Genomic DNA, 22,752 nt, shown 5'->3' with positions numbered 1-22,752 from the left:
GGATGTTTTATTCACCAGACTGCGCTGAAATTTGAGGTGCTTCACAAAGTTCCCCAAAATACATATTTAGTTACACATATTTTCTTTTTGTAACTGAATCTTGAAGATTGTAGCACTTTCAGTGTAGCGAAACGCTTCTATGAATGGAAAGATGCCTGTCAGACACATAAAGACACCTAACTCTCATCAATAGTTCCGGAAATATTTATTGACAGAATTTATTGACGGCAGTGGCGAGTGTCATAAAAAAACCAATGAGGGTAATAAATAATGATGAAGCGCAATATCCTGGCAGTGGTAGTCCCTGCCCTGCTGGTAGCCGGTGCAGCAAACGCTGCTGAAATCTATAACAAAGACGGCAACAAATTAGATCTTTACGGGAAAGCAGTTGGCCTGCATTACTTCTCTGATAATGACGGCAGCAATGGCGATAACACTTACGCGCGTCTGGGTTTCAAAGGCGAAACGCAGATCAACGATCAGCTGACCGGTTATGGTCAGTGGGAATACAACTTCCAGGGTAACAACTCTGAAGGCGCAGATGCACAGAACGGCAACAAAACCCGTCTGGCATTCGCAGGTCTGAAATTCGGCGATGCAGGCTCCTTCGACTACGGTCGTAACTACGGCCTGGTCTATGACGCAATCGGCATCACCGATATGCTGCCTGAGTTCGGTGGTGACACCGGCGCAACCGATAACTTCTTCTCTGGCCGTACCGGTGGTCTGGCGACTTACCGTAACAGCAACTTCTTCGGCCTGGTTGATGGTCTGAACTTTGGCGTTCAGTACCTGGGCAAGAACGAGCGTGATATCGCAGTACGTTCTAACGGCGACGGCTGGGCGACCTCTCTGAGCTATGACTACGAAGGCTTCGGCATCGTGGGTGCTTACGGCGCAGCTGACCGTACCAACAACCAGCAGACCCTGGACTGGGGTAAAGGCGACAAAGCTGAGCAGTGGGCTACCGGTCTGAAATACGACGCGAACAACATCTACCTGGCAGCGGTATACGGCGAAATGCGTAACGCAGCGCGCCTGAGCAACAGAGGTTTCGCTAACAAATCTCAGGACTTCTCCGTTGTGGCTCAGTACCAGTTCGACTTCGGCCTGCGTCCGTCCATCGCTTACTACAAATCTAAGGCGAAAGACGTAGAAAATATCGGTGACGAAGACTACATCAACTACATCGATATCGGTGCGACCTACTACTTCAACAAAAACATGTCCACCTATGTTGACTACCAGATCAACCAGCTGAAAGACGACAACAAGCTGGGCATCAACAATGATGACATCGTGGCTCTGGGTCTGGTTTACCAGTTCTAATCAACACACCTCATCGTTATATGCTTAATGAACAGGGCTTCGGCCCTGTTTTTTTATTCCTGAGAGAAAAAAATAGCGACTTTTGAAAAGCCGCACGCTTTTCGTCGCAAACGGTTGGCATTTTGTAAATCTACCGTTAACCTGATAGCGGATTTCACTTCTGTAATCACAATGGAACTTCGTCATGTTTGAGAACATTACTGCCGCTCCTGCCGACCCAATTCTGGGCCTGGCCGATCTGTTTCGTGCCGACGACCGCCCTGGCAAAATCAACCTGGGTATTGGTGTATATAAAGATGAAACCGGCAAGACTCCGGTACTGACCAGCGTTAAAAAAGCTGAGCAGTATCTGCTGGAAAACGAAACCACCAAAAACTACCTCGGTATTGATGGTATTCCTGAATTTGGTCGCTGCACCCAGGAGCTGCTGTTCGGCAAAGGCAGCACCATTGTGAGCGAAAAACGCGCCCGCACGGCGCAGACCCCTGGTGGTACCGGCGCACTGCGCGTGGCGGCAGATTTCCTGGCGAAAAACACCTCCGTCAAGCGCGTGTGGGTAAGCAACCCAAGCTGGCCGAACCACAAGAGCGTGTTCAACTCCGCGGGTCTGGAAGTGCGTGAATATGCCTATTACGACGCGGCAAACCACGCGCTGGACTTCGACGGCCTGCTGGCTAGCCTGAGCGAAGCCCAGGCGGGCGATGTGGTGCTGTTCCACGGCTGTTGCCATAACCCAACCGGTATCGATCCTACGCTTGAGCAGTGGGAACAGCTGGCTAAGCTGTCTGTAGAAAAAGGCTGGCTGCCGCTGTTCGACTTCGCTTACCAGGGCTTTGCCCGTGGTCTGGAAGAAGATGCTGAAGGCCTGCGCGCTTTCGCCGCAGTGCATCAGGAACTGATTGTCGCAAGCTCCTACTCCAAGAACTTTGGCCTGTATAACGAGCGCGTCGGAGCCTGTACGCTGGTGGCTGCTGACGAAGCAACCGTCGATCGCGCATTCAGCCAGATGAAGTCCGTGATCCGCGCTAACTACTCCAACCCACCGGCACACGGTGCGTCTGTCGTTGCGACGATCCTGAGCAACGATGCGCTGCGCGCAATCTGGGAACAAGAGCTGAACGATATGCGTCAACGCATTCAGCGCATGCGTCTGCTGTTTGTGAACACGCTGGCAGAGAAAGGCGCTAACCGTGATTTCAGCTTCATCATCAAGCAGAACGGCATGTTCTCCTTCAGCGGCCTGACCAAAGAGCAGGTGCTGCGCCTGCGTGAAGAGTTTGGCGTGTATGCCGTTGCCTCTGGTCGCGTGAACGTTGCAGGCATGACGCCTGACAACATGGCGCCACTGTGCGAAGCCATTGTCGCAGTGCTGTAATCAGCACCCACAAAAAAAGCCTGCATCATGCAGGCTTTTTTTATTTAACCGGGTTTACCAGACGGGCATTTCATCCTGAAGGAACGGGTTATGCAACCGCTCATCGCCCAGCGTCGACTTCGGACCGTGGCCAGGAATAAACGTCACGTCATCACCTAACGGCAATAACTTCTGCTTAATCGACTGAATCAGCTGACCGTGATCGCCGCGCGGGAAATCGCTGCGTCCTACGCCCCCTTTGAAAATCACGTCACCCGAAATCAGCAGACGCGACGAGTCATCAAAGAAGACGATATGACCGGGCGTATGCCCCGGGCAATGCAACACCTGTAAAGTCACATTCCCTACGTTAACGCGATCGCCTTCGTTCAGCCAGCGGTCAGGTGTCAATGGCTGACAGTCTTCCAGGCCAAACATACGGCTTTGAGCAGGTAATCCCTGTAGCCAGAACTCATCTTCTTTTTCCGGGCCGATAATCGGCACACCGTAGTGTTCAGCCAGTTCAGCCGCTGCACCCACATGGTCGAGATGACCATGGGTCAGTAAAATCTGCATCAGCGTTACACCGCTGGCAGCGACTTCCTGCTTGATTGTCTCAGCGTCTCCGCCGGGATCGACAAGCGCGGCCAGTTTAGTTTGTTCACACCAGATCAATGAACAGTTCTGTGAGAACGCGGTAACCGGAATAATACGATAGTTCATACTGCTCCTGTGTTTCGTTATTACCAGTGCCGAACCGGCCCGGTATCAATATGCACAAAGTTGCTACGTGGGTAGTATCCTACACCACCTGCGCGCATAGATAACGCCGCTTTGCGAATATTGGCTAACGAAACGCCTTCAATATGGAAATCCATCGCCTGCCCTTTCGTGTGATAGCTTTTTTTCGCTACCCCACGGCTGTGGGCGCGCAGTTCATTGTTGGTATCCAGAGAGCGATAGCCAGAAATGAGCTGCACCGGCCTTTTGGTCCCCAGCAGTCCCTGCAAGCGGTAAAGCTGATCGAATAATCCAGGATCGATAGCTTTGATTTTGTTCGCGCGGAAATCACGGAAAAAATGGTTGAGTCTTGCTAATTCATCCTGAATATAGCCTCTGCCATCGAAAAACTCCGCTTTAAGCGTCTCACCAGTATGCAGATTGTTGAGCGTTAAAATACGCGGACGAGGTGTCGAGAGGGTGGCAAATGCTGGCGTCGGAAGGATGGCAGCTGCGCCCAGCGCAACGCCACCTAACGCCAGCAATTTGCGGCGATTAGCGTCAAATTTGTCCATGATAATCAGGTCTACAGGTAAAAGAAATTGTCAATATGCTTAGCGCACGAAGGGCACCATAACTGGCAAAACCTGCTACGTCAAGGCGCCCAACCCCAGTGAATACGCGGCTTGCAGACAGATCGCCTTATATTCACCATAACTTACGACAATCATTTTCACCGAACTACTTCATTTACCTGATTAATTGTTCCGCTTTTGGCAAGATTTGTGCGCCGGATCGCGCTGTCAGATCATAATTGTAAATATCTGTACGATACTGGGTACGTCCGTCTGCCCCCACAAACGCCGTCAGATAGTAAAGATTGACCGGGATATTGTGGCGGATATTGACGTAACGCGTATCCCCCTGCTTCAGGGCATCTGATATCCGCGTATCGTTCCAGCCTGCATCCTGCAACAGCATATTCGCCAGCTCCGAAGCCTTATTCACGCGAACGCAGCCAGAACTGAGCGCGCGTGCGTCTTTCTGGAACAGATTATGGTTCGGGGTATCATGCAGATAGATAGCGTCCGAACTTGGCATATTGAATTTGTAACGTCCCAGCGAGTTATGCGCACCCGGTGCCTGCTGGAAACGGAACGGCAGGTTCGACGGGGTAATCGTTGACCAGTCGACCATCCAGGGATCAATCGTCTCTTTGCTGTTCCAGCCGCGCATCACCGTATAGTTGTGTCGCTCCAGATAACCGGGGTCATTCCAGACCTTAGGCAGGATATCCTTGCGCGCCAGCGTCGGCGGCACGTTCCACGGTGGGTTAACCACCACGTTATTCAGCGCGCTGCTCATCATCGGCGTTTTACGGTCAGGTCGACCTACAATCACACGGGACGCCAGCACTTCGCTTCCGTCCTGATAGTAGACCAGCGAGTAGGCCGGAATGTTAACCATAATGCCGGTGGATAACGTGCCCGGCAGCAAGCGCAAGCGCTGGATATTCAGCGCCAGCACCCCTGCCCGCTGGGCCGGAGAGACGTTCAGCCAGTCGCGGGTGGATGGACCAATCACACCGTCGGCGCCCAGCCCCTGCGCGGCCTGGAACTGCTTAACCGCCGCAACCAGCTCGCGATCGTAAGCGGCGGGCCTATTGTTCTGCGCAACGGCGGTTTTTTCTTTTACCGGCGCCGACGGGCTGACGACCGCGTTTTGCGTCTCGTCGCCTGGCAGGGCAATTTTAGGGCCGCCGTCAAGCATGCCGGATCGTTTCATAATTTCGCGGATGGCAGGCACATCGCTGCTCCACTGCCCCGGACGAAGCGTTGCTGTTCCACGCAGCTGAGGCCACGGGCGGGAATCCGCAACCAGCTCAAGGAGCGACTGATGCATCGTGGCATATTGCGGATGGGCAGGCGCAAGGCTTGCGATAAAGCGCGGTAGTTCACCGTTATCGAGCGACAGTTGCCACTGATTGATGACGGAAAGCGCAGGCGTCGCCAGCTTGTACGGTTTACTGCTGTATAGCCAGCGGTTGCCGTTCACCGAAATGCCCGCCACAAACTGTAAGTAGCCCATCATGGCGTCAGACAGTACCACGTCACGTGCCTGTCCGGTCACGGCAGGGTCGGTCAAAAGCTCAACCCAGGTGGTGAACTGCGGCTGAAAACCTGCAATCGCCACTTCAGCCAGCTGCTGCTGGAAGGCACGGACCGCATCGCGATTTTCCCACATCGGCTTCATGTCGCGCGCGGCGTAAAGCAGCGTAAGCTGATTAATATAAGCGGGGGTATAGCCCGAGGGCAGCCCGGTCATCAGCTGCTGGCGTAATGATTCCGTGTCGATGCCTTCCGGCAGCGGTTTAATGCCGGCCATAATGGCCGTCGCCGGAGACTGATCCAGCGGTTGTGACAACGACGTCGGCTGCGCGCCCATCGTCGCGGAGCTGTCAGTCGGTACAATTTCAGGCTCATCGGCCTGAGCGCTAAACAGTGGAGCAAACATCACCGTCAGGCATAAACTCAGCGCAGACAGCTGATGACCACGATTCTTCTTAAGCAACATCCCTTGCCCCCTGTTTTTCACGACATGCCCATTATTCTGGAGCTTTCCTTCAGTATAGAAAGGCATACACGCTGTTGCCTTACCTTATGTAAAGAAGTTTAAAGATAACGCAGCCCTGAACACAAGTTAAGTGAATAAAAAAAGCGGCGCATACGCGCCGCCTTTTGTCTGAGCCGCCTTATGAGGCGTCAGCCGTGCCGGGTAAGGACTCCGGCGGCTGCGGTGCGAAGCCGCGCAGGCCAACGACGTGCACGTGCTCGGTGTTCTGAAACACCTTACGCACCAGCTTATAGGTCGTCCCTTTTTCCGGACTGATGTTTTCCGGCGCCGCGATAATGAGCTGCATATCAAGACGATCGCAAAGCTCAAACAGCGTGGCGATGGAGCGGGCATCGAGACGCGCCGCTTCATCAAGGAACAGCAGGCGGCATGGGGAGATGTCTTTGCCGCGCAGACGACGCGCTTCATCTTCCCAGCTCTGCACCACCATCACCAGAATCGACATACCGGTACCGATGGCTTCACCGGTGGAGAGCGCGCCGGATTCCGCGCGCAGCCAGCCGTCAGAGCCACGGTTAACTTCAACCTCCATTTCCAGGTAGTTGCGGTAGTCCAGCAGCTCCTCGCCGATGGTTTGCGGCGTACGCTGGCCCATGTCAATCTGCGGATTCAGACGCTGATACAGCTTCGCCAGCGCTTCGGAGAAGGTCAGGCGGTTGCTGTTGAACAGATCCTGATGCTGTTCGTGTTGTTCAGACAGTACGTCCAGCAGCGTGGAGTGCGCCTCGCGCACGTTCACGTTCAGACGCACGCTGTTGACCTGGCCAAACGACACGCTTTGCAGGCCCTGGTTCAACTGACGGATACGGTTCTGCTCGCGCTGAATGGTTTTACGAATAATGTTCGCCACGCTGCGGGAACTGATTGCCAGCTTCTGCTCGCGGGAGGTCAGCTCTTCCGTCAGACGGCCCAGCTCGATCTCCATCTGTTCGATCGCTTCAACCGGATCGTCGGTACGGATGATGTCCTGACGAATACGCTCGCGTAAGTGCTGATACACCGCCACGAAGAACTGGATTTTGCGCTCAGGACGCTTCGGATCTTCGGACATGCGCAGCACGTCGCGCAGGTGTTCGTTATCCGCCACCGCCAGACGCAGCGCGCCCAGCGCCTTATCCGACATAGAACGCAGTTCATCGGCCGACAGATACGCCAGCTCGCGGCGATGCAGACGTCGCTCCACGTTATTGTCTTTCACCATGCGCATGACCGCGCACCAGCCCGCCTTCGCGGTCACAACCTGCTCGCGCATCTCGTGATAGTCACGTTCCAGCTTGCGCAGGCGACGCGTCAGGTTGTCCATCTCCGCTTCACAGAAGGTCAGCGCTTTTTCCAGCTGATTACGACGCGCACGGTTGTTGCTGAGCTGCGCATGCAGCTCATCGCGGCGAATACGTGCCCGCTCTTCTGCACCGCTGTCGGCGCGCACGCCAATGTCCTGCAACTCTTTATGCAGGTCGTTTAACAGCTCTTTCTTAGTGTCGAAGGAGCTTTTCAACGACGCCATCACCTGGCTGTACTGGCTCAGCTGTGCGGCGTGAGTACGCATCGCTTCGCGCGCGCGGGTACGTTCCGCTTCCGCCTGCTCAAGGCGCTGGCGCAGCTTTTCATTAAGATCGCTGTTCCCGCTCAGCATTTCTGCTGAATCGGAGTAGCCGAAGTGCGCGCGACGTTGCACCACTTCCGTCAGGGCAAAGGCCTGCTGACGCGCTTCGCGCTGCACCTGCTGTGACCAGGCGTAATCCTCTTTTAACTGCTCAAACTGTTCCGGGTCGCTCTGGAGAACGGAAACCATCGGCTCCAGCTTCGCCAGCTGATTGCCGTGCTGCTGCACAAAGCGCGCGGCTTCCTGCGCCTCGTCCAGTCGTTCCTGAATTTCATCCACGCGGTCGGCGAGCGTATCGTCCGCCAGCAGGTTCAGGCGCGGCAGGATGCGGTTAAGCGCCGCAACGCCCTCTTTCGCCTGCTCGAACTGGACGCGGCTCTGCTGGTTGTCATTTTCATGGCTGGCCAGCGCGCGCTCCAGCTCACCGCGGCGGGTGTTGAGCTTGCGAATTTCGGCTTCCGGATCGGGCTCAAAGGCCACGCCCAGATGGCTGCCGATAAAGCGGCTGAAGGCCTGATGCAGACGCTGGGTTTTCTGCACGTCAAACGAGAGGGTTGCGAATCGTTCGGAAAGCGTTTCGCGCTCGGCGTGCAGGCTTTCAATGCGGCTTTCACGCGCGGCGCGGCCAAACAGCGGCAGTTCCGGGAAGCGCGAGTAGCGCCACTGGCGATCGGCGATTTTCACCACCACCGCTTTTTCCAGCTCGTCGACGCTGAATACGCTGTCATCAAACGACTGCGGATCCCCTTCGATGAGGTAGAGATCTTCCGGACAGTCTTCCAGGCCTGCAAGCTGGTCAGAAATCAGCGACAGGTCCGGCACCACAATCGCGTTACGGGACGGACCGTACAGCGCGGAGAAGTACGGCGCATCGTCCAGGCCAACATCGTCATAAATCTCAGACAGCAGCACGCCGCCGAAGCGCTCGGCTAAGGCATTCAGGCGCGGATCTTCAGAGCCACCTGGCTGGCTTAAACGCTCGATTTCTTCATCGACGTCACGCTTGCGCGCGCCCACTTCGTCACGCTCAACAATCGCTTCGCGCTCGCGCTCCAGCAGCTGTTGCATGTATTCGGTGACATCCTGGCTGGACGCAAACTCCTGGCCACACTGCTCGCTTAGCTGGTTCAGGCTGCTTTGTGCGGCCAGCCAGACCGGCGCACGCTGCAAGAGCGTCTTCGAACGGGACTGAAGCTGTTCCAGCTCCTGACGCAGCGTCATACGCTGTTCGCTGGCATTTGATACGGTATCGGACAGAGCCGCAATACGCGCTTCCAGCTCCTGATGCAGGGCCTCAAGCTCGTCAAAATCGTAACGTTTACCCTGACGTTTGCAGAACTCCGCCAGCAGACGCTCGGCTTCCTGCTGTTCGCGCAGACGCTGTTCCAGCTCGTTGAGGCGCATGCGCAGCGGCTGCACCTGCTCGGCCAGATGGCGCTGATTGACGCCATCGCGCAGCAGTTCGCGGGCAACGTCCCACGCTTCGTTACGCGCGAGCGGACCGTTAATCGCCACCACCAGCTGGTACGCCTGCTCAAACTGGCTGTGCGCGGTTTGCGCCACGCTCATTTTCTGATCGAGAGAAAGCAGTTTTTCGGTGGCTTCCTGCTCTTTGGCCTGGAAGGTATCCAGCCATTCATCAGCGCTTTCCGGGGTCAGGTCCGGCAGGTGGCACAGCTCTTTGGCGCGCTGCAACGCCTGTAGCGCCTGGTTGTACTGGATCGCACGCGTCTGCTGCACGTCCAGCGCCTGCTGGTAATCCGCGAGCTGGCTTTTCAGCTCATCCACTTCCAGCTCGGCGGCTTCAGCGCGGGCTTCGTTCTCTTCCTGCAAATCGGCGGCTTCGGCCACCACTTCATTTTGTTCTTCAAGACGAATTTGCAGCTCGTCAAGATCGGCTTCATAGCGCTCGATTTTTTCCTGCTGACGCAGCGCGGTCTGCACCAGGTTCAGATGATCGCTGGCGGCCTGGTAATCGGCTTCCAGATCCCCTTCTGCACCGTTGTGCTCGCCCAGCTCGCGCGCCATTTCGACATGCTTATACTGCTCGGCCACCAGCTGTTTACGGGAGGTAAACAGCTCGCGGCGGTACTCCAGCGCCTGATCGAGATGAATGCGGCGCTCGTTGGCGTGACGCATGTAATCCGCCGCCACGTAGTTGGTGGCTTCGCTGATCAGGTGCTTAAACAGGTCGCGGTCAGACTGCGTAACGCGAATTGCTTCCAGCGTCATGCGGTTTTCACGCAGCGCAGCTTCCATATCCTGGAAGGCCTTACGCACGCCGCTGTTTTCCGGCAGCAGGTAGTCGCGCAGGGAGCGGGTAATGGCGCTGGAGATACCGCCGTACAGGGAGGCTTCAATCAGACGGTAGTATTTACTACGATCTGACGCGCTGCGCAGTCGACGGGCAACCACGCCGAGATCGAACATCAGGGAGTGGTAGTCGGTGATGGAGTTAAACTGCTTAAACTGCACGCCTTCGATGGCTTCCAGCTTGTCCTTCAGCTCCTGAAGCGTCAGGACGCGCGCCTGACGTTCATTCAGGGTTTCCGTCAGCAGCGCGGTCGGCTGCACGGAGGTTGGCAGCCCCTGGATCGCAAACGGCTTGATATCCACCTTACGGTCGCGGCCGGCAACCTGTTGCAGACGTACGCCCACAACCACGCGCTGATGACGGGAGTTGATCACGTCCAGCACGGAATAACAGACGCCCGCTTTTAGCTTACCGTGCAGACCTTTATCACGAGAGCCGCTCGTTGCGCCGGCTTCGGTGGTATTACGGAAGTGCAGCAGGGTCAGGTCAGGGATCAGCGCCGTGACGAAGGCCGCCATGGTGGTGGATTTACCCGCCCCGTTACCGCCGGAGAGCGTCGTCACCAGCTCATCCAGATCGAAGGTTCGGGCAAAGAAGCCGTTCCAGTTGATCAGCGTTAGTGAGCGAAATTTACCGCGTTCAATCATTACTCTTCCTCCCCGCTATCCGGCTGATTCTCTTCATGCTCGTCATTGAGCTGCAAATGGTTTTCCACCGGCATCGCTTCACCGTCACGGATCATGCGCAGCTGCGCTTCACGCGCATCGTCACCCGCGCGCACGTCGGCGCCAAAGCGGAAGACCGATTCGGTGATGCGGAATTTGCTGCTGTCGTGGCCCATGAACCACACCATCCCCAGACGGCGCAGGCGGTTGAGGGAGGAACGTACTTTTTCCTGTAATTTCTGACGGTCCAGATCGGACCCCGTCGAACGGTTGTTTACCAGCTTCAGGAGCTTGCTTTCATCCGCCAGCGACAGCAGCTCATCGTAAAGCTCCTGCTGGGTGAAGATCCCTTCATTGGCCAGACGTTCCGGGCTGAGGTAGAGGTAGCAGAGAATTTTGCCGACCATCATGTCCAGTTCGGAAAGCACCGAGCGCGGAATAAGCGTGGTAGAGCGCGGGCGCAGGTAGAAAAACCCTTCCGGCGCGCGGATCAGCTCAACGTTATAGCGAGCGTAGAACTCTTCCAGATACTCCTGGAAGTCCATCAAAAAGGCGTGATTATCCAGCTCGTCAAGGCCAATGTGACGACCGGCACGCAGCTGGCTGTCCAGCGCCGGAAACAACGGATTTGCCAGCGCCTGTGCCAGCTTAACTGGCATCACGTTTTCAATATTTGTCAATGACATGCGCCTGTACCTTGGCTCCGTAATCGTTAATCGGCTGCCACTTCGGCGGCAGTCCGGTGAAATCGGCTTGTGCGATGCCCAGGCGCACCGCCTGGTCTACAACAATGCGGGCTACATCGAAGTGGCGCGCTCGCGGATACTGCGCCAGATAGTCGCGCACCACGAGGCCAAGATCCAGCGGCGCTTGTCTGGTTTTGTAGACAGCGAGCTGTTCTTCGATCATCGCCGCAAGCTGCTCGCGAATTTCGTTAAATTCTTCGTATTCCAGATCCGGCGGCAGTTCACCGGTGACCTCTTCATCGCGCAGCGCCATCTCTTCGTCGCGCATATCCAGCAGACGATCGGCGTTGGCGTAGGTCAGCGCCCACGGCGCGTCAAAGTAGGTCTGTACCGACTGGCGCAGACGCTGAGCAAAGACGCGGTTCTTATCCATATCGATAGCGGTACGGATAAATTTATGCACGTGGCGATCGTACCCGATCCACAGATCGATCGACTGCTGGCCCCAGCTGATAATGCGGTCAAGCTTGCTTTGCAGATCGAACACCAGACGGTCGATAAAATGCAGATCGTCGTGCGCCAGCGTCGCGTCCTGGATGCGCAGCAGGTTGGCCTGTAGCTTGTCACCCGCCGCCTCCAGCGTATCCTGCAACTCACGCAGCGTACCGGACGTTTCTGACAGTAAGAGTTCACAGCTGGAAATGGCCGCGCGCCAGTCTTTATTCAGCAGCTGGGCAATATCGTCTTTCACCTGCTGCTGCTGTTCGTCCATCAGACGCTGAGTCAGATCGATACTGTCGAAAATCTCAGCGACCGAGTATTTCAGCGGCGCGTAAACGTTGCGGTGCCAGTGGAATTCGTCACCGTTTTCATCGGCCGCGTCGGCGGCACGCTTCAGCTCGCCTGCAACAATGGAGAGCTGCATGGAGAGACGCAGCGTGGAAAATTCGCGCTGGCGGATGTAGTAATCGGTAATGCCAATGCCCAGTGGCGTCAGACGATAGATGGCGTTTCCTTCCGCCTGCTCGCTGGTAAAGCGGTTCAGCAGACGTTGACGCACCATATCATTGATTGCGTTATTGGCACGCACGCTAATGGTTTCGCTGGTTTGCTCAAACGCATCACTGACGTGGCGGAACGCGTCCACCAGTTCGCCTTCACTCATTTCGCCATCCAGGCGTTCGCCGTTCAGCGTCGCAACCGCCAGCAGGAAAGAGAGTCTGTCTACCGGCAGCGAGATGGAGAAATCGTTTTTCCTGGCCCAGGCAACCAGTTCGGGGACTGTCTGGGAAAATTCACTCATAGATTATCCTTGCATCTGCGGCTTGCGCGCGGTGACGTGGATATAGCGACCAAGGCTCAGGTAAGGCTCCTGGCGGCAGTACCGCGTCTCTATTTCTGTTAAGGCGTCTAAACAGTCGTCCTGTTTTTGTTTATCACGCAGATAATCATGAAACACCCTCACGCCGGTTTTGCCGGTAATTTCCCAGCCGATCTCCTCCAGCCAGCCATAGACCTGCTGCGGTTCACGGGGGAAATCCGGTGACAGCGTGCGTCGTTTCTTTTTATACATGCCCTGCTGTACGTAGCCAAAATTGCCCACCAGCACGTTTCGCATCAGCAGGCCGTTGGCGTTGTAGAACATCAGCGATAACGCACCGCCCGGGCGCAACATCGACCACAGCGTTTTTAACATCGCCTGCGGTTCGGCGACCCATTCGAGCACAGCATGAAACAATATCAGATCAACCTGCGTTTCCAAATGCTGCGGAATGTCCTGAGCGGCGCAATGTATAAAATGCATGTTGTCGCTCACACCTTTCTCTTCTGCCGCTCGCTCGGCGCGCGCAACCATCTCGGCAGAAAGATCGCACAGCGTGACGTGATGCCCCCGCTGCGCCATCAAAATTGCAGTCTGACCTTCCCCACCGCCGGCATCCAGCACGCGCAACCGTCGGTCACCGAATTCCGCCAGCAGCTTGTCCAGATCCTGCCAGAGGATCGTCTGACGAAGCTGACCTTTGGTGGTGCCATAAATGTTGCGCGAAAACTTTTCCGCGATGTCATCAAAATTGCGATCCCGCATTGGGAGGGTTCCACTCACTGCAAAACCGCTATTTTGTCACACCCGCGCGGAGAATGAACCACTCTGGTGTAATATCACGGGCAATCACCTGCTGTATGGTTAAAAAAGGAACCAAAAAGGATGCTTTTTACCCTAAAAAAATATATCGGAGGCATGATGCTTCCCCTTCCTCTGCTGCTGCTCGTCATCGCCCTGGGGCTGGGATTGATATGGTTTAGCCGCTTTCAGAAAAGCGGTAAATCTCTCGTCACCGCGGGCTGGCTGGCGCTGCTGTTGCTCAGCCTGCAACCGGTCGCCGACGGTTTATTACGCCCGATAGAGAACACCTACCCGACGTGGCAGGGAAACCAGAAGGTGGACTACATCGTGGTGCTGGGCGGCGGGTATACCTGGGACCCTGACTGGGCCCCCAGCTCAAACCTGATCAACAACAGCCTGCCGCGCCTGAACGAGGGGATCCGCCTTTGGCTTGCCAACCCGGGATCGAAGATGATCTTCACGGGTGCTGCGGCAAAAACCAACCCGGTCAGCACCGCTGAAGCAGGGGCAAGAGTGGCTGAATCGCTTGGCGTACCGCGTTCCGCCATCATCACGCTGGATAGCCCAAAAGATACCGAAGAAGAGGCGGCGGCGGTGAAACAGGCTATCGGTGACGTGCCGTTCCTGCTGGTGACCTCTGCTTCACACCTGCCACGCGCAATGATTTTCTTTGAGAAGCAGGGTCTGCATCCGCTTCCTGCTCCGGCAAACCAGCTGGCCATTGACGCCCCGCTCAACCCGTGGGAACGGATAATCCCGTCCCCGGTATGGCTGATGCACAGCGACCGCGTCGGCTACGAGACGCTTGGCCGCCTGTGGCAGTGGCTCAAGGGTTCGTCAGGCAAGCCAGGGCAAGAGTGACGTTGCGGCAAGATCGAAACTGGCGCGATTGAAGCGCCCGGTGTTGACCAGCTGCGCCACCTCATCCCAGAGCAGATAGAGCCAGCGCCGCCAGAGAAAAGCTTCCGCAACGGGGGCGCGCTGAAGATAATGCCAGAGCAACTCTTCCGCCGCCCCGCCCTCGCTCAGCCTGAACAGCTCGTACTCGCGCGGCGCCCAGAGCATTATCCCCGGTCCGACCATCGCCAGAAGCTGATCGCTGCGCGAGTCTTTTAGCATGCTGCGCAGCGTGAAGTTGCCATGAATCAGCACACAGTTGTCGTTAAAACCCTCAAACAGCGCGGGCAGACATTCCCGGGTGCGGAACAGGATGCGTTTGTCCTGCATCGTCAAACCGGTGTTGTTGAACTGGTTGAGCGTGCCCCACAGCACTTCAACGCGCTGGCGATACCACAGCGGCCACAGGTTTTCCTGGGTGCTGTCTACCGCGCCAACCAGACCGCGGCTGTCGTGCCGGTGCCAGCCAAGCAGGGCTTCGACGATCTGATCCTTCAGCTGCTCCCATCGCGCCGGCGTCCGCGTCGGGGCTGCAACAGAAACTCCGTGTAAACGCTCAATCAGCAGAACATCCGGGCCGGGATGCTCCTCATGGGTCATGACGCCGTAAACCGTTGGCATACGGACCGTTCCTTCCCGCGCCAGCATCGACGTTTTCCAGGCCAGCTGTCTGGCGACGCCCGGCGAGCTAAAACTTCTGGCCATCAGCGGCATAGGGTTTCCCTGACTGTCATACAACGCCCAGAGCGCGGTATCAGCCTTTTCATTTACGCACTCCACACGGCTTAGCTTTTCGCCAAGGAGATGACTCAGTTCAGCACGCAGTTGTTCCATATGAGATTACCCTCATTAAGACTACTGCTTTTATAATGAGCGTGCGAAACCCGGATGTCACCCGGTCGAGATCAATAATGAAAAAGAAAAGGGAGAAGAACATCCCCTCAGAACGAGGGGATGGCTGCGAATTAACGCATTTCGACGCGTACGCGCTCAAGATCTTCAGGCGTATCCACGCCGGTGCCAGGGACTTCCTGCGCTACCGCAACGTGAATTTTCTCGCCGTACCACAGCACGCGAAGCTGTTCGAGCATTTCGATATGCTCCAGCGGGCTTGGCGCCCAGGCGACATAGCGGCGAATAAAGCCGGCGCGGTAGCCGTAAATACCGATATGGCGCAGGAAGGTTTCGCCGATCGTCTCTTTCGACTGCGCGAAACGATCGCGATCCCACGGAATGGTGGCGCGGGAGAAATAGAGCGCGTAGCCCTCGGCATCCATGACAACCTTCACCGCATTCGGATTGAACGCCTCTTCTGCGTGGTGAATCGGCACCGCAAGCGTCGCCATGCCGACCTGACGCTGGGCCAGGTTGTCGGCCACCTGACGAATAATTGCCGCCGGGATCATCGGCTCATCGCCCTGCACGTTTACAATCACCGTCTCGTCGCTGAAACCGCATTTTTCGACGACTTCCGCCAGGCGCTCGGTGCCTGACTGATGGTCGGCACGGGTCATGCATACTTCCCCACCCGCGGCCTCAACCGCACGCGCAACGTCCGGGTGATCGGTAGCGACAATAACGCGGCCAGCACCCGATTCGCGCGCCCGTTCAAGGACGTGCACAATCATCGGCTTACCGTTGATATCCACCAGCGGTTTACCCGGCAGGCGCGTTGAAGCATAACGCGCAGGGATAATGACAACAAAACTCATGGTTTGCTCTCTTCTGCCACCAGCGAACGGGCTTCGTTTTCCAGCAGGACCGGAATACCGTCACGCAGCGGGAACGCCAGGCTGTCCAGTTTGCAAATCAGCTCTTGTTTATCCTGGCTGTAGTACAGTTTGCCGTTGCACACCGGGCAGGCAATAATTTCAAGTAAACGGTGATCCATAGTTCCTCCGTATGGGTAATCCCTAAAGCTTATCATATTCCCTTTTCAGGGAGTGTCTGTTTCCCAGCCACCTCGACAGGCCGTAAACAGCCCCGCAGGCACGCGGCCCAGTACAATGTTGTGCGCCCCCTGCCAGCGCGCAAAGTCACTGAGCGCGGTCGTTAATCCCTTTTCCAGGCCAGCCGTCACCTTTATGCCCTCTTCAAGCCAGAGGGCGATAATTTCAAGCATGCCGGTTTTACGGTGCATTTTAGCGTCCATGCGCCCGACCAGCTGGCCTTTATGCAGCAGCGGCAAAACAAAATAACCGTACTGACGTTTTGGCGCCGGGGTGTAGCATTCCAGACGGTAAGTAAAATTAAACAGCTGCCCGGCCCGCTTTCTGTCCCAGACAACCGGATCGAACGGCGACAGCACGGCGCTGTGCGTTGCCTGTAGCTTTCCCTCAAGCGCCTGAGGGAGCAACGGGAACAAATCCGCATGCAGCCACATGTCACCTAGCGACGCTACCGAGACCGGCAAGACGCGCTGTTCGCGCTGCCACGTTTCCAGCAGCGGTTTTAGCTGCGGCTGACGCAGGCGATAATAGTCCGCCAGCCACTGTGGGCGAAATATGCCCAGGCTGCGGGCGCTGTTCTCGAGCATAACGGCTTCGGCTGCGTCCTGAGACAGCAGATCGCGCGTATCGTCCCAGTGCGGCATAACGCGGTGCGTAAGGTCATAGACGCGCTGAAAGTTGCGGCGCTCAACCACCATCACCTTGCCCGACGTAAACAGCCCTTCCAGATGGCGCTTGTGCGGTTTCCACTCCCACCATCCGCTTGCGCCTTTTCGCGGGTGCTCAAAATCCGCGGAGCGTACCGGGCCGTTTTCGTGAATATGGGCAATCAGCTGCTCTATTTCAGCCGCGTGTTCCACCATCCACGCCTGACGGTATTTCCAGCCCATTTTGTCCGGGGCGAGCATTCGGTGACGCACCAGCGCAAAATCGCTGCGCGGGAGAAAACAGGCTTCATGCGCCCAGTATTCCATCAGTTCGCCCTGACGCAGCGCATTATCCAGCCATTGTGGTGGATAGTTTCCCAGGCGGCTAAACAGGACGAGATACGGGCTACGCGCCACGATGTTAATGGTGTCGATTTGCAGCAACGACATGCGTTGCACGGTAGAGAGGATATCGGCTGGCTGCGCGCGACGGCGGGGCTTTTTCAACAGCCCCTGAGCGGCAAGATGCAGGTTACGTGCGGCTGCAAGTGAGAGTTGCGGTAGAGACATGCGTTTTCCTGTCAGTCAAAGCGCCACCGGAACCGCGTTGAAATTACTGCACTAACGCGAGCAGTTCCCTGAGCAAATGTTCCGGCTGTTCACCGCTGAGTTCAGCGTCAACCGGCAGATACCACCAGTTTTCTTTCGCAAAGGCCCGGCATTTTACCGCGTCTTTTTCCGTCATGATTAGCGTCTGCCCCGGTGCTGCCAGCCTGTCGACCTCGTCGGCCACCAGCGCCTGGTGATCGGCCAGCGGCACCCGTTTTTCAAGCCTTGCGCCACACTGCTCCAGCGTCGCGAAAAAACGCGGAGGATGACCAATCCCGGCCATCGCAACCAGACGATCCAGCTGCGCGACGTCTTTACGCTCGCCGGTCAGCATATTCACTGCCTGTCCGGGACGAAGATGCATCGGGATCTCGCCCGCTTTGGCTTCACCGCCGTTTACAATCACAGCATCAACGGTCTTCAGGCGCGACGCACGCTCACGCATTGGACCGGCTGGCAGCCACCAGCCGTTGCCAAAACGCCGCACGCCGTCAATAACCACGATCTCTTTGTCACGCGCCAGCGCATAATGCTGCAAGCCATCATCGGTAATAATGATTTGTACGCTATGCTGCGCAAGCAGTGCCTTTACGGCACCACTGCGCACCGGCGATACCGCAACCGGCGCACCCGTGCGCTGGTAAATCAGTACCGGCTCATCACCGGCTTCAGCGGTTGTCGTGTCCGGCCTCAGCACCAGAGGATACTGAGCCGCTTTGCCACCGTAACCGCGTGAAACGACTCCCGCGCGGATACCGCGCTTCTGGAGCTGTTCTACCAGCCAGATCACCACCGGGGTTTTGCCGTTTCCACCTGCTGTCAGGTTACCGACCACCACCACCGGTACCGGTGCGCGCCAGGCGCGCTTGATCCCGAGGCGGTAAAGCAGACGAATAGCACCGCTCACCAGGCCATACAGCCAGGAGAGCGGGAGAAGCAGCACCCACAGGGGGGATTCACCCGACCAGATGCGTGCAATCATTGACCGAACTGCATTTTATGGAGCTGCGCGTAAACACCACGCTGTTCCAGCAGGTCCGCATGGCTGCCGCGTTCAACGATAACGCCGTCTTCCACCACCACGATTTCGTCAGCCTGTTCGATTGTCGACAGACGGTGCGCGATAACCAGCGAAGTACGGTTTTTCTGCAATTCATCCAGAGCCGACTGGATAGCGCGTTCAGATTCCGTATCCAGTGCGGATGTCGCTTCATCCAGGATCAGAATCGGGCTGTTGCGCAGCAGCGCACGGGCAATCGCGATACGTTGACGCTGACCACCGGAGAGCAGCACGCCGTTTTCGCCAATGATCGTATCCAGGCCATTATCCATTTTGTTAATGAAGTCCATTGCATAGGCCATGCGCGCCGCGTTTTCAATCTCTTCACGGCTGTACTCTTCGGTACGCGCATACGCAATGTTGTTTGCCACCGTGTCGTTGAACAGATGCACGTTCTGCGATACCAGCGCGACCTGGTTACGCAGCGACTGTAGGGTATATTCCCGCAGGTCGTGACCATCCAGCAGGATCTCGCCCTGGTCGATGTCGTAGAAACGGGTAATCAGGCTGGCAATGGTCGACTTGCCCGAACCGGAACGCCCCACCAGCGCAACGGTTTTACCCGCCGGAATGGACAGGCTGATATCACGCAGTGCCGGCACTTCGCGGCCTGGATAGGTAAAGGTGACGTTACGGAACTCCAGGTCGCCTTTAGCACGTTCGATCACGCGTGTACCTTCATCTTTTTCCTGTTCGGAATCGAGGATGCTGAACAGCGTCTGGCAGGCTGCCATCCCGCGCTGGAACTGGGCGTTGACGTTGGTAAGCGATTTCAGCGGACGCATCAACGCAATCATGGATGAGAACACCACGGTAATGGTACCCGCAGTCAGGGTCTCCATGACGCTCGGGAAGCTTGCGGCATACAGGACAAAGGCCAGTGCCAGAGAGGCAATCAGCTGAATGATCGGATCGGAAATCGACGAGGCCGATACCATTTTCATCCCTTGCAGACGCATTCTGTTGCTGACCTTGTCAAAGCGTTTGGTTTCGACTCCCTGACCGCCGAAAATCAACACTTCTTTATGGCCTTTCAGCATCTGCTCGGCGCTGGTAGTAACCTGCCCCATCGTATTTTGCATATTTTTACTGATGTTGCGAAAACGCTTAGACACCACGCGGATAGCGATGGAGACAATCGGCGCCAGCACAATAAGGATGAGCGACAGCTGCCAGCTGTAATAGAACATCATCGCAAACAGACCGATGATGGATGCCCCCTCACGCACAACGGTAATCAGTGCGCTGGACGACGATGATGCCACCTGCTCTGAATCGTAGGTAATACGTGACAGCAGCGTACCGGTTGACTGTTTGTCAAAGAAAGAGACGGGCATCCCCATCATATGGCTGAACAGCCGGCGGCGCATGGTCATCACCACTTTACCGGATACCCAGGAGATGCAGTAGCTGGATACATAGCTGGAGATTCCGCGTAAGATCATCAGCCCAATAACCACCAGCGGCATCCATAGCAGCACTGAACGATCCGTTTTACCAAAACCGTCATCCAGTAACGGTTTGAGGAGCGATAACATAAACGTATCGCTGGCTGCGTTGAGGATTAACGCTACGCCCGCCACGATCAAGCCTGCTTTGAAAGGAGCAATCATCGGCCAGAGCCGGCGGAACGTTTGCCACGTGGAGAGATCTTTGTCGTTATGCATTCAAAAAACCAGCATTTGTTGAAATAGCCGCATATTCTACCCGTTATCTACGGGCGCGCCAAACCACTGATGATACCAACGCGGTAAATAGTGTTCGCGTAAGCGGCGAATGTGCCGACTATGGTGTGAAAACGTCACAGATATCTGCCCTGACTGAGGGGTATCAAGCCACTGATATCCCTCAGTTCGATAGCGCCGAACCACTTTTTTGGAAGGGAAACGCCATGCGTTATAGCGGGCCATTGAGGCCAGCGAAACCTGCCCCTCAACGCGCTGTAGCAGCGGCGTTGAGGATGACGTGTTACTTCCATGATGCGGCACCTGAATCAGTGTAGACGCAAGTTGACGCCAGCGGTGGCTCAGCATTCCCAGCTCTGCCTGCGCTTCAATATCTCCGGTCAGTAAAACACTCTGTTCGCCGTCATCAATTTTTACCACGCAGGAGCGGTTGTTACCCTTCACAGCGGTGTTTTCTGGCGGCCAGTGCGCGGTGAACGTTAGCCCCTGCCACTGCCATTGCTGCCCACGAAAGCAGGGAAGATGCCCGGCCCAGGCCAAAGGGCTCCTGATCCACATTGCGGGCCAGGCGGTTTTTAGCGATGCCAGTCCCCCCGCGTGATCGAGGTGTTCATGGCTCAGGATCACCCCTTCCGGGCTCAGATGGTGCCAGCGTAGCCAGGGGATAATCAGCTGTTGCGCGCTGTCCCCACCAGGCCACGCCAGCCCTGTGTCATACAGAATGGCCTTACCGTGACGCTCAATGACCATCGCCAGCCCCTGCCCTACATCAAGCATATGCAGTGACCAGCTATCGGTTTTATCCCTGTGCCAGAGTGGAAATGCCAGCACCACGCTGCCTGCCAGACAGGCGGCGGGAACTGCGCTGAAAGCCCTGAATCGCCAGCCAATAATCACCAGCCACGGCAGTAACGTCAGGTATTGCCAACGTTCATCAACGTCCTGCCAGCCATTCGGTAAACGCATCAACAGCCAGAAAAGCCCTGCCAGAGATTTATCCGCAGTCAGCCAGACGATACTTTCCAGCGCAGCGACCGGAAACAGATGCAGAAACATGCCGAGCAGGATAAGAGGAACTGAAATAAAGGTGACCAGAGGAACGGCAAACAGGTTCGCCACCAGCGAGGATACACTGAAACCATGGAAAATCAGGACCTGAAGCGGCAACAGAAGCAGCAGCATTCCAACCTGCAAATACACTAGCGTCGCCAGCGGCCGCAGGCCCCGACTCCGTTGCCAGGATGGAAGAGGCAACCACTTATACCAAAAAATAAGCGCGGCGACCGCAAACGCGGATAACGCCAGGCTTTGTGACAGCACCGCCAGAGGATCGAAAATCAGGATCGCCGCCACGCAGGTAAGCCAGACCTGGCAGGGCGACCACTGGCGACCGCTCATTTTTAATGCGGCCAGCACCACAAGCGCGATAACCGTGCGCAGCGCAGGCGGCTGCAATCCCGTAAGCCACGCGTAAAACGCAGCAAAGAGCAGACCTGCCAGCAGGGGCATTTGCCAGATAATCCAGCGGCCCGGCAGGAAAAACTGGATGCCCCGAGCCAGTAGCCAGACAGCAGAAGCTGCCAGCGCAATATGCAGTCCCGAAATGGCCATGAGATGCATCGTTCCAGTCTCACGCATCAGGTCTTTTATCTCCCGCGAGACAGACAGGCGCTCTCCCATCCCCAGCCCCAGGATCACGGGCCCCCACTGATATGCGGAAAGCGTATTCTGTAGCGACGTCAGGTATTGCGAACGCAGGCTACAGCGTTCGTCAACGATCGCCGCATGGGTAAACCGTCCGCTCAGCGTCTGGTGTCGGGCGAAGGCATTTTTCTGCGAATCATAGCCGCCATCGTTGAGCTCTCCGTGTACTGCCCTGAGCCGCAGGGTCATCGCCCAGCGTTGGCCGACGCAGACGTTTTGCGGCAGGTAGTTGCCATACAGCGCCACGCCCATGTTGGCCCATACGCGTTCGCCATTGAGGCTGACAATCTTTCCCTGATGCATCGTTGCGCCGTCCGTTGCGGTAATGACTACCTCGGCCTGCTGCGGGCCTTTCGTTAAATGGTTCATCGGCCACACGCTCTCCTGAGCGGCCAGAAATCCCCAGCACAAAAAGAGTACTGCGAGGCCTGAAAACGTAAGCCACTTTTTTTGCCGCAACGATAACGCAATTCCTGCTGCAATCAGCATCCAGACAGTCTGCAAATCGGGCAAAACGGGTAACCAATAGAGCGGGATTATGGCCAGAATGGCGCAGATACTGATGACGTGGATCCCCATCTTCACCTCCATGTTTCAGGTGATTATGCGGCGGGGCTGGCGCGTCGTCAGACAGAAAAGGCGTGATTTACAGCGAGCGCTGCAACGTTTTTAAGTACTTGCAGAAAAGAGAAGCTGAGAATGCGGCGCGTATTCAGAAACGCAGAGGCGAGAGACAAAAAAAGCACCCTAAGGTGCTTTCTTTAAACT

Annotated in this window: 17 protein-coding genes; 3 read left to right on the top strand and 14 right to left on the bottom strand. The window is 56.4% G+C overall.

Translation table 11 applies throughout. From position 1 onward, the window contains the following. Positions 1 to 270 precede the first annotated feature (270 nt). Together ompF and E0L16_RS20755 are read left to right on the top strand one after the other, a co-directional pair. Entirely contained in the window at positions 271 to 1,329 is a 1,059-nt protein-coding gene (ompF, locus tag E0L16_RS20760; RefSeq protein WP_063866289.1) for a porin OmpF, read from the top strand. Between the two features lie 184 nt (positions 1,330 to 1,513). Then, complete coding sequence (locus E0L16_RS20755) at positions 1,514 to 2,704, top strand: amino acid aminotransferase (RefSeq protein ID WP_102749628.1); 1,191 nt, start codon at positions 1,514 to 1,516, stop codon at positions 2,702 to 2,704. Between the two features lie 54 nt (positions 2,705 to 2,758). Here E0L16_RS20755 and E0L16_RS20750 read toward each other — a convergent pair whose 3' ends face one another. The 7 genes from E0L16_RS20750 to cmoM form a co-directional block, all read right to left on the bottom strand. Beyond that, complete coding sequence (locus tag E0L16_RS20750; RefSeq protein ID WP_063866286.1) at positions 2,759 to 3,406, bottom strand: MBL fold metallo-hydrolase; 648 nt, start codon at positions 3,404 to 3,406, stop codon at positions 2,759 to 2,761. Positions 3,407 to 3,426: 20 nt separating this feature from the next. Beyond that, positions 3,427 to 3,978: a peptidoglycan L,D-endopeptidase MepK gene (mepK, locus tag E0L16_RS20745; RefSeq protein WP_003858202.1), complete on the bottom strand. Its 552-nt coding sequence runs from the start codon at positions 3,976 to 3,978 to the stop codon at positions 3,427 to 3,429. A gap of 175 nt (positions 3,979 to 4,153) precedes the next feature. Next, positions 4,154 to 5,977: a L,D-transpeptidase gene (ldtD, locus tag E0L16_RS20740; protein WP_131638123.1), complete on the bottom strand. Its 1,824-nt coding sequence runs from the start codon at positions 5,975 to 5,977 to the stop codon at positions 4,154 to 4,156. A gap of 178 nt (positions 5,978 to 6,155) precedes the next feature. Beyond that, a complete protein-coding gene (gene mukB / locus E0L16_RS20735; protein WP_131638121.1) occupies positions 6,156 to 10,604 on the bottom strand; it encodes a chromosome partition protein MukB in 4,449 nt (1,482 codons plus the stop codon). After that, positions 10,604 to 11,308 carry a chromosome partition protein MukE gene (gene mukE, locus E0L16_RS20730; protein ID WP_049132609.1) on the bottom strand — a complete coding sequence of 235 codons (705 nt, stop codon included), beginning with the start codon at positions 11,306 to 11,308 and terminating at the stop codon, positions 10,604 to 10,606. Before mukE ends, mukB begins: the two co-directional genes overlap by 1 nt. Further along, on the bottom strand, positions 11,289 to 12,611 hold the full coding sequence (mukF, locus tag E0L16_RS20725; protein WP_041910621.1) for a chromosome partition protein MukF: 1,323 nt from the start codon (positions 12,609 to 12,611) through the stop codon (positions 11,289 to 11,291). The genes mukE and mukF overlap by 20 nt, the downstream gene beginning before the upstream one ends. Positions 12,612 to 12,614: 3 nt before the next feature. Further along, positions 12,615 to 13,394, bottom strand: a complete 780-nt coding sequence (gene cmoM / locus E0L16_RS20720; protein ID WP_063866283.1) for a tRNA uridine 5-oxyacetic acid(34) methyltransferase CmoM — start codon at positions 13,392 to 13,394, stop codon at positions 12,615 to 12,617. 120 nt (positions 13,395 to 13,514) lie between these two features. On the opposite strand from cmoM, the gene elyC reads away from it, so the two are divergent. Then, positions 13,515 to 14,294, top strand: a complete 780-nt coding sequence (elyC, locus tag E0L16_RS20715) for an envelope biogenesis factor ElyC (protein WP_131638119.1) — start codon at positions 13,515 to 13,517, stop codon at positions 14,292 to 14,294. Here elyC and E0L16_RS20710 read toward each other — a convergent pair. From E0L16_RS20710 to E0L16_RS20680, 7 genes are all read right to left on the bottom strand, one after another. Further along, positions 14,271 to 15,164 carry a YcbJ family phosphotransferase gene (locus tag E0L16_RS20710; protein WP_131638117.1) on the bottom strand — a complete coding sequence of 298 codons (894 nt, stop codon included), beginning with the start codon at positions 15,162 to 15,164 and terminating at the stop codon, positions 14,271 to 14,273. The genes elyC and E0L16_RS20710 overlap by 24 nt on opposite strands. Before the next feature lie 131 nt (positions 15,165 to 15,295). Next, positions 15,296 to 16,042: a 3-deoxy-manno-octulosonate cytidylyltransferase gene (kdsB, locus tag E0L16_RS20705; RefSeq protein WP_063449160.1), complete on the bottom strand. Its 747-nt coding sequence runs from the start codon at positions 16,040 to 16,042 to the stop codon at positions 15,296 to 15,298. Further along, entirely contained in the window at positions 16,039 to 16,221 is a 183-nt protein-coding gene (gene ycaR / locus E0L16_RS20700; protein WP_006174474.1) for a protein YcaR, read from the bottom strand. Before ycaR ends, kdsB begins: the two co-directional genes overlap by 4 nt. 45 nt (positions 16,222 to 16,266) lie before the next feature. Continuing rightward, positions 16,267 to 17,496 (bottom strand): winged helix-turn-helix domain-containing protein, encoded by a 1,230-nt coding sequence (locus E0L16_RS20695; protein WP_131638115.1) that lies wholly within the window; start codon positions 17,494 to 17,496, stop codon positions 16,267 to 16,269. A 43-nt stretch (positions 17,497 to 17,539) separates the two neighbouring features. Continuing rightward, positions 17,540 to 18,517, bottom strand: a complete 978-nt coding sequence (lpxK, locus tag E0L16_RS20690) for a tetraacyldisaccharide 4'-kinase (RefSeq protein WP_063449162.1) — start codon at positions 18,515 to 18,517, stop codon at positions 17,540 to 17,542. Then, complete coding sequence (msbA, locus tag E0L16_RS20685) at positions 18,514 to 20,262, bottom strand: lipid A ABC transporter ATP-binding protein/permease MsbA (RefSeq protein ID WP_063449163.1); 1,749 nt, start codon at positions 20,260 to 20,262, stop codon at positions 18,514 to 18,516. Before msbA ends, lpxK begins: the two co-directional genes overlap by 4 nt. 36 nt (positions 20,263 to 20,298) lie before the next feature. Beyond that, complete coding sequence (locus tag E0L16_RS20680) at positions 20,299 to 22,563, bottom strand: ComEC family protein (RefSeq protein ID WP_131638113.1); 2,265 nt, start codon at positions 22,561 to 22,563, stop codon at positions 20,299 to 20,301. Positions 22,564 to 22,752 lie beyond the last annotated feature (189 nt).

Source organism: Enterobacter quasihormaechei (assembly GCF_004331385.1).
Lineage (GTDB): Bacteria > Pseudomonadota > Gammaproteobacteria > Enterobacterales > Enterobacteriaceae > Enterobacter > Enterobacter quasihormaechei.
This window is presented reverse-complemented; position numbering and strand designations above follow the sequence as displayed.

Excerpts from the sequence above, each read along its gene's own strand:
- E0L16_RS20710 (WP_131638117.1), bottom strand. The coding sequence starts at position 15,164 with ATGGAACAACTGCGTGCTGAACTGAGTCATCTCCTTGGCGAAAAGCTA.
- cmoM (WP_063866283.1), bottom strand. The coding sequence starts at position 13,394 with ATGCGGGATCGCAATTTTGATGACATCGCGGAAAAGTTTTCGCGCAAC.
- mukF (WP_041910621.1), bottom strand. The coding sequence starts at position 12,611 with ATGAGTGAATTTTCCCAGACAGTCCCCGAACTGGTTGCCTGGGCCAGG.
- ldtD (WP_131638123.1), bottom strand. The coding sequence starts at position 5,977 with ATGTTGCTTAAGAAGAATCGTGGTCATCAGCTGTCTGCGCTGAGTTTA.
- mepK (WP_003858202.1), bottom strand. The coding sequence starts at position 3,978 with ATGGACAAATTTGACGCTAATCGCCGCAAATTGCTGGCGTTAGGTGGC.
- E0L16_RS20750 (WP_063866286.1), bottom strand. The coding sequence starts at position 3,406 with ATGAACTATCGTATTATTCCGGTTACCGCGTTCTCACAGAACTGTTCA.
- mukB (WP_131638121.1), bottom strand. The coding sequence starts at position 10,604 with ATGATTGAACGCGGTAAATTTCGCTCACTAACGCTGATCAACTGGAAC.
- ycaR (WP_006174474.1), bottom strand. The coding sequence starts at position 16,221 with ATGGATCACCGTTTACTTGAAATTATTGCCTGCCCGGTGTGCAACGGC.
- ompF (WP_063866289.1), top strand. The coding sequence starts at position 271 with ATGATGAAGCGCAATATCCTGGCAGTGGTAGTCCCTGCCCTGCTGGTA.
- elyC (WP_131638119.1), top strand. The coding sequence starts at position 13,515 with ATGCTTTTTACCCTAAAAAAATATATCGGAGGCATGATGCTTCCCCTT.
- lpxK (WP_063449162.1), bottom strand. The coding sequence starts at position 18,517 with ATGATTGCACGCATCTGGTCGGGTGAATCCCCCCTGTGGGTGCTGCTT.
- E0L16_RS20695 (WP_131638115.1), bottom strand. The coding sequence starts at position 17,496 with ATGTCTCTACCGCAACTCTCACTTGCAGCCGCACGTAACCTGCATCTT.
- mukE (WP_049132609.1), bottom strand. The coding sequence starts at position 11,308 with ATGTCATTGACAAATATTGAAAACGTGATGCCAGTTAAGCTGGCACAG.
- msbA (WP_063449163.1), bottom strand. The coding sequence starts at position 20,262 with ATGCATAACGACAAAGATCTCTCCACGTGGCAAACGTTCCGCCGGCTC.
- E0L16_RS20755 (WP_102749628.1), top strand. The coding sequence starts at position 1,514 with ATGTTTGAGAACATTACTGCCGCTCCTGCCGACCCAATTCTGGGCCTG.
- kdsB (WP_063449160.1), bottom strand. The coding sequence starts at position 16,042 with ATGAGTTTTGTTGTCATTATCCCTGCGCGTTATGCTTCAACGCGCCTG.
- E0L16_RS20680 (WP_131638113.1), bottom strand. The coding sequence starts at position 22,563 with ATGGGGATCCACGTCATCAGTATCTGCGCCATTCTGGCCATAATCCCG.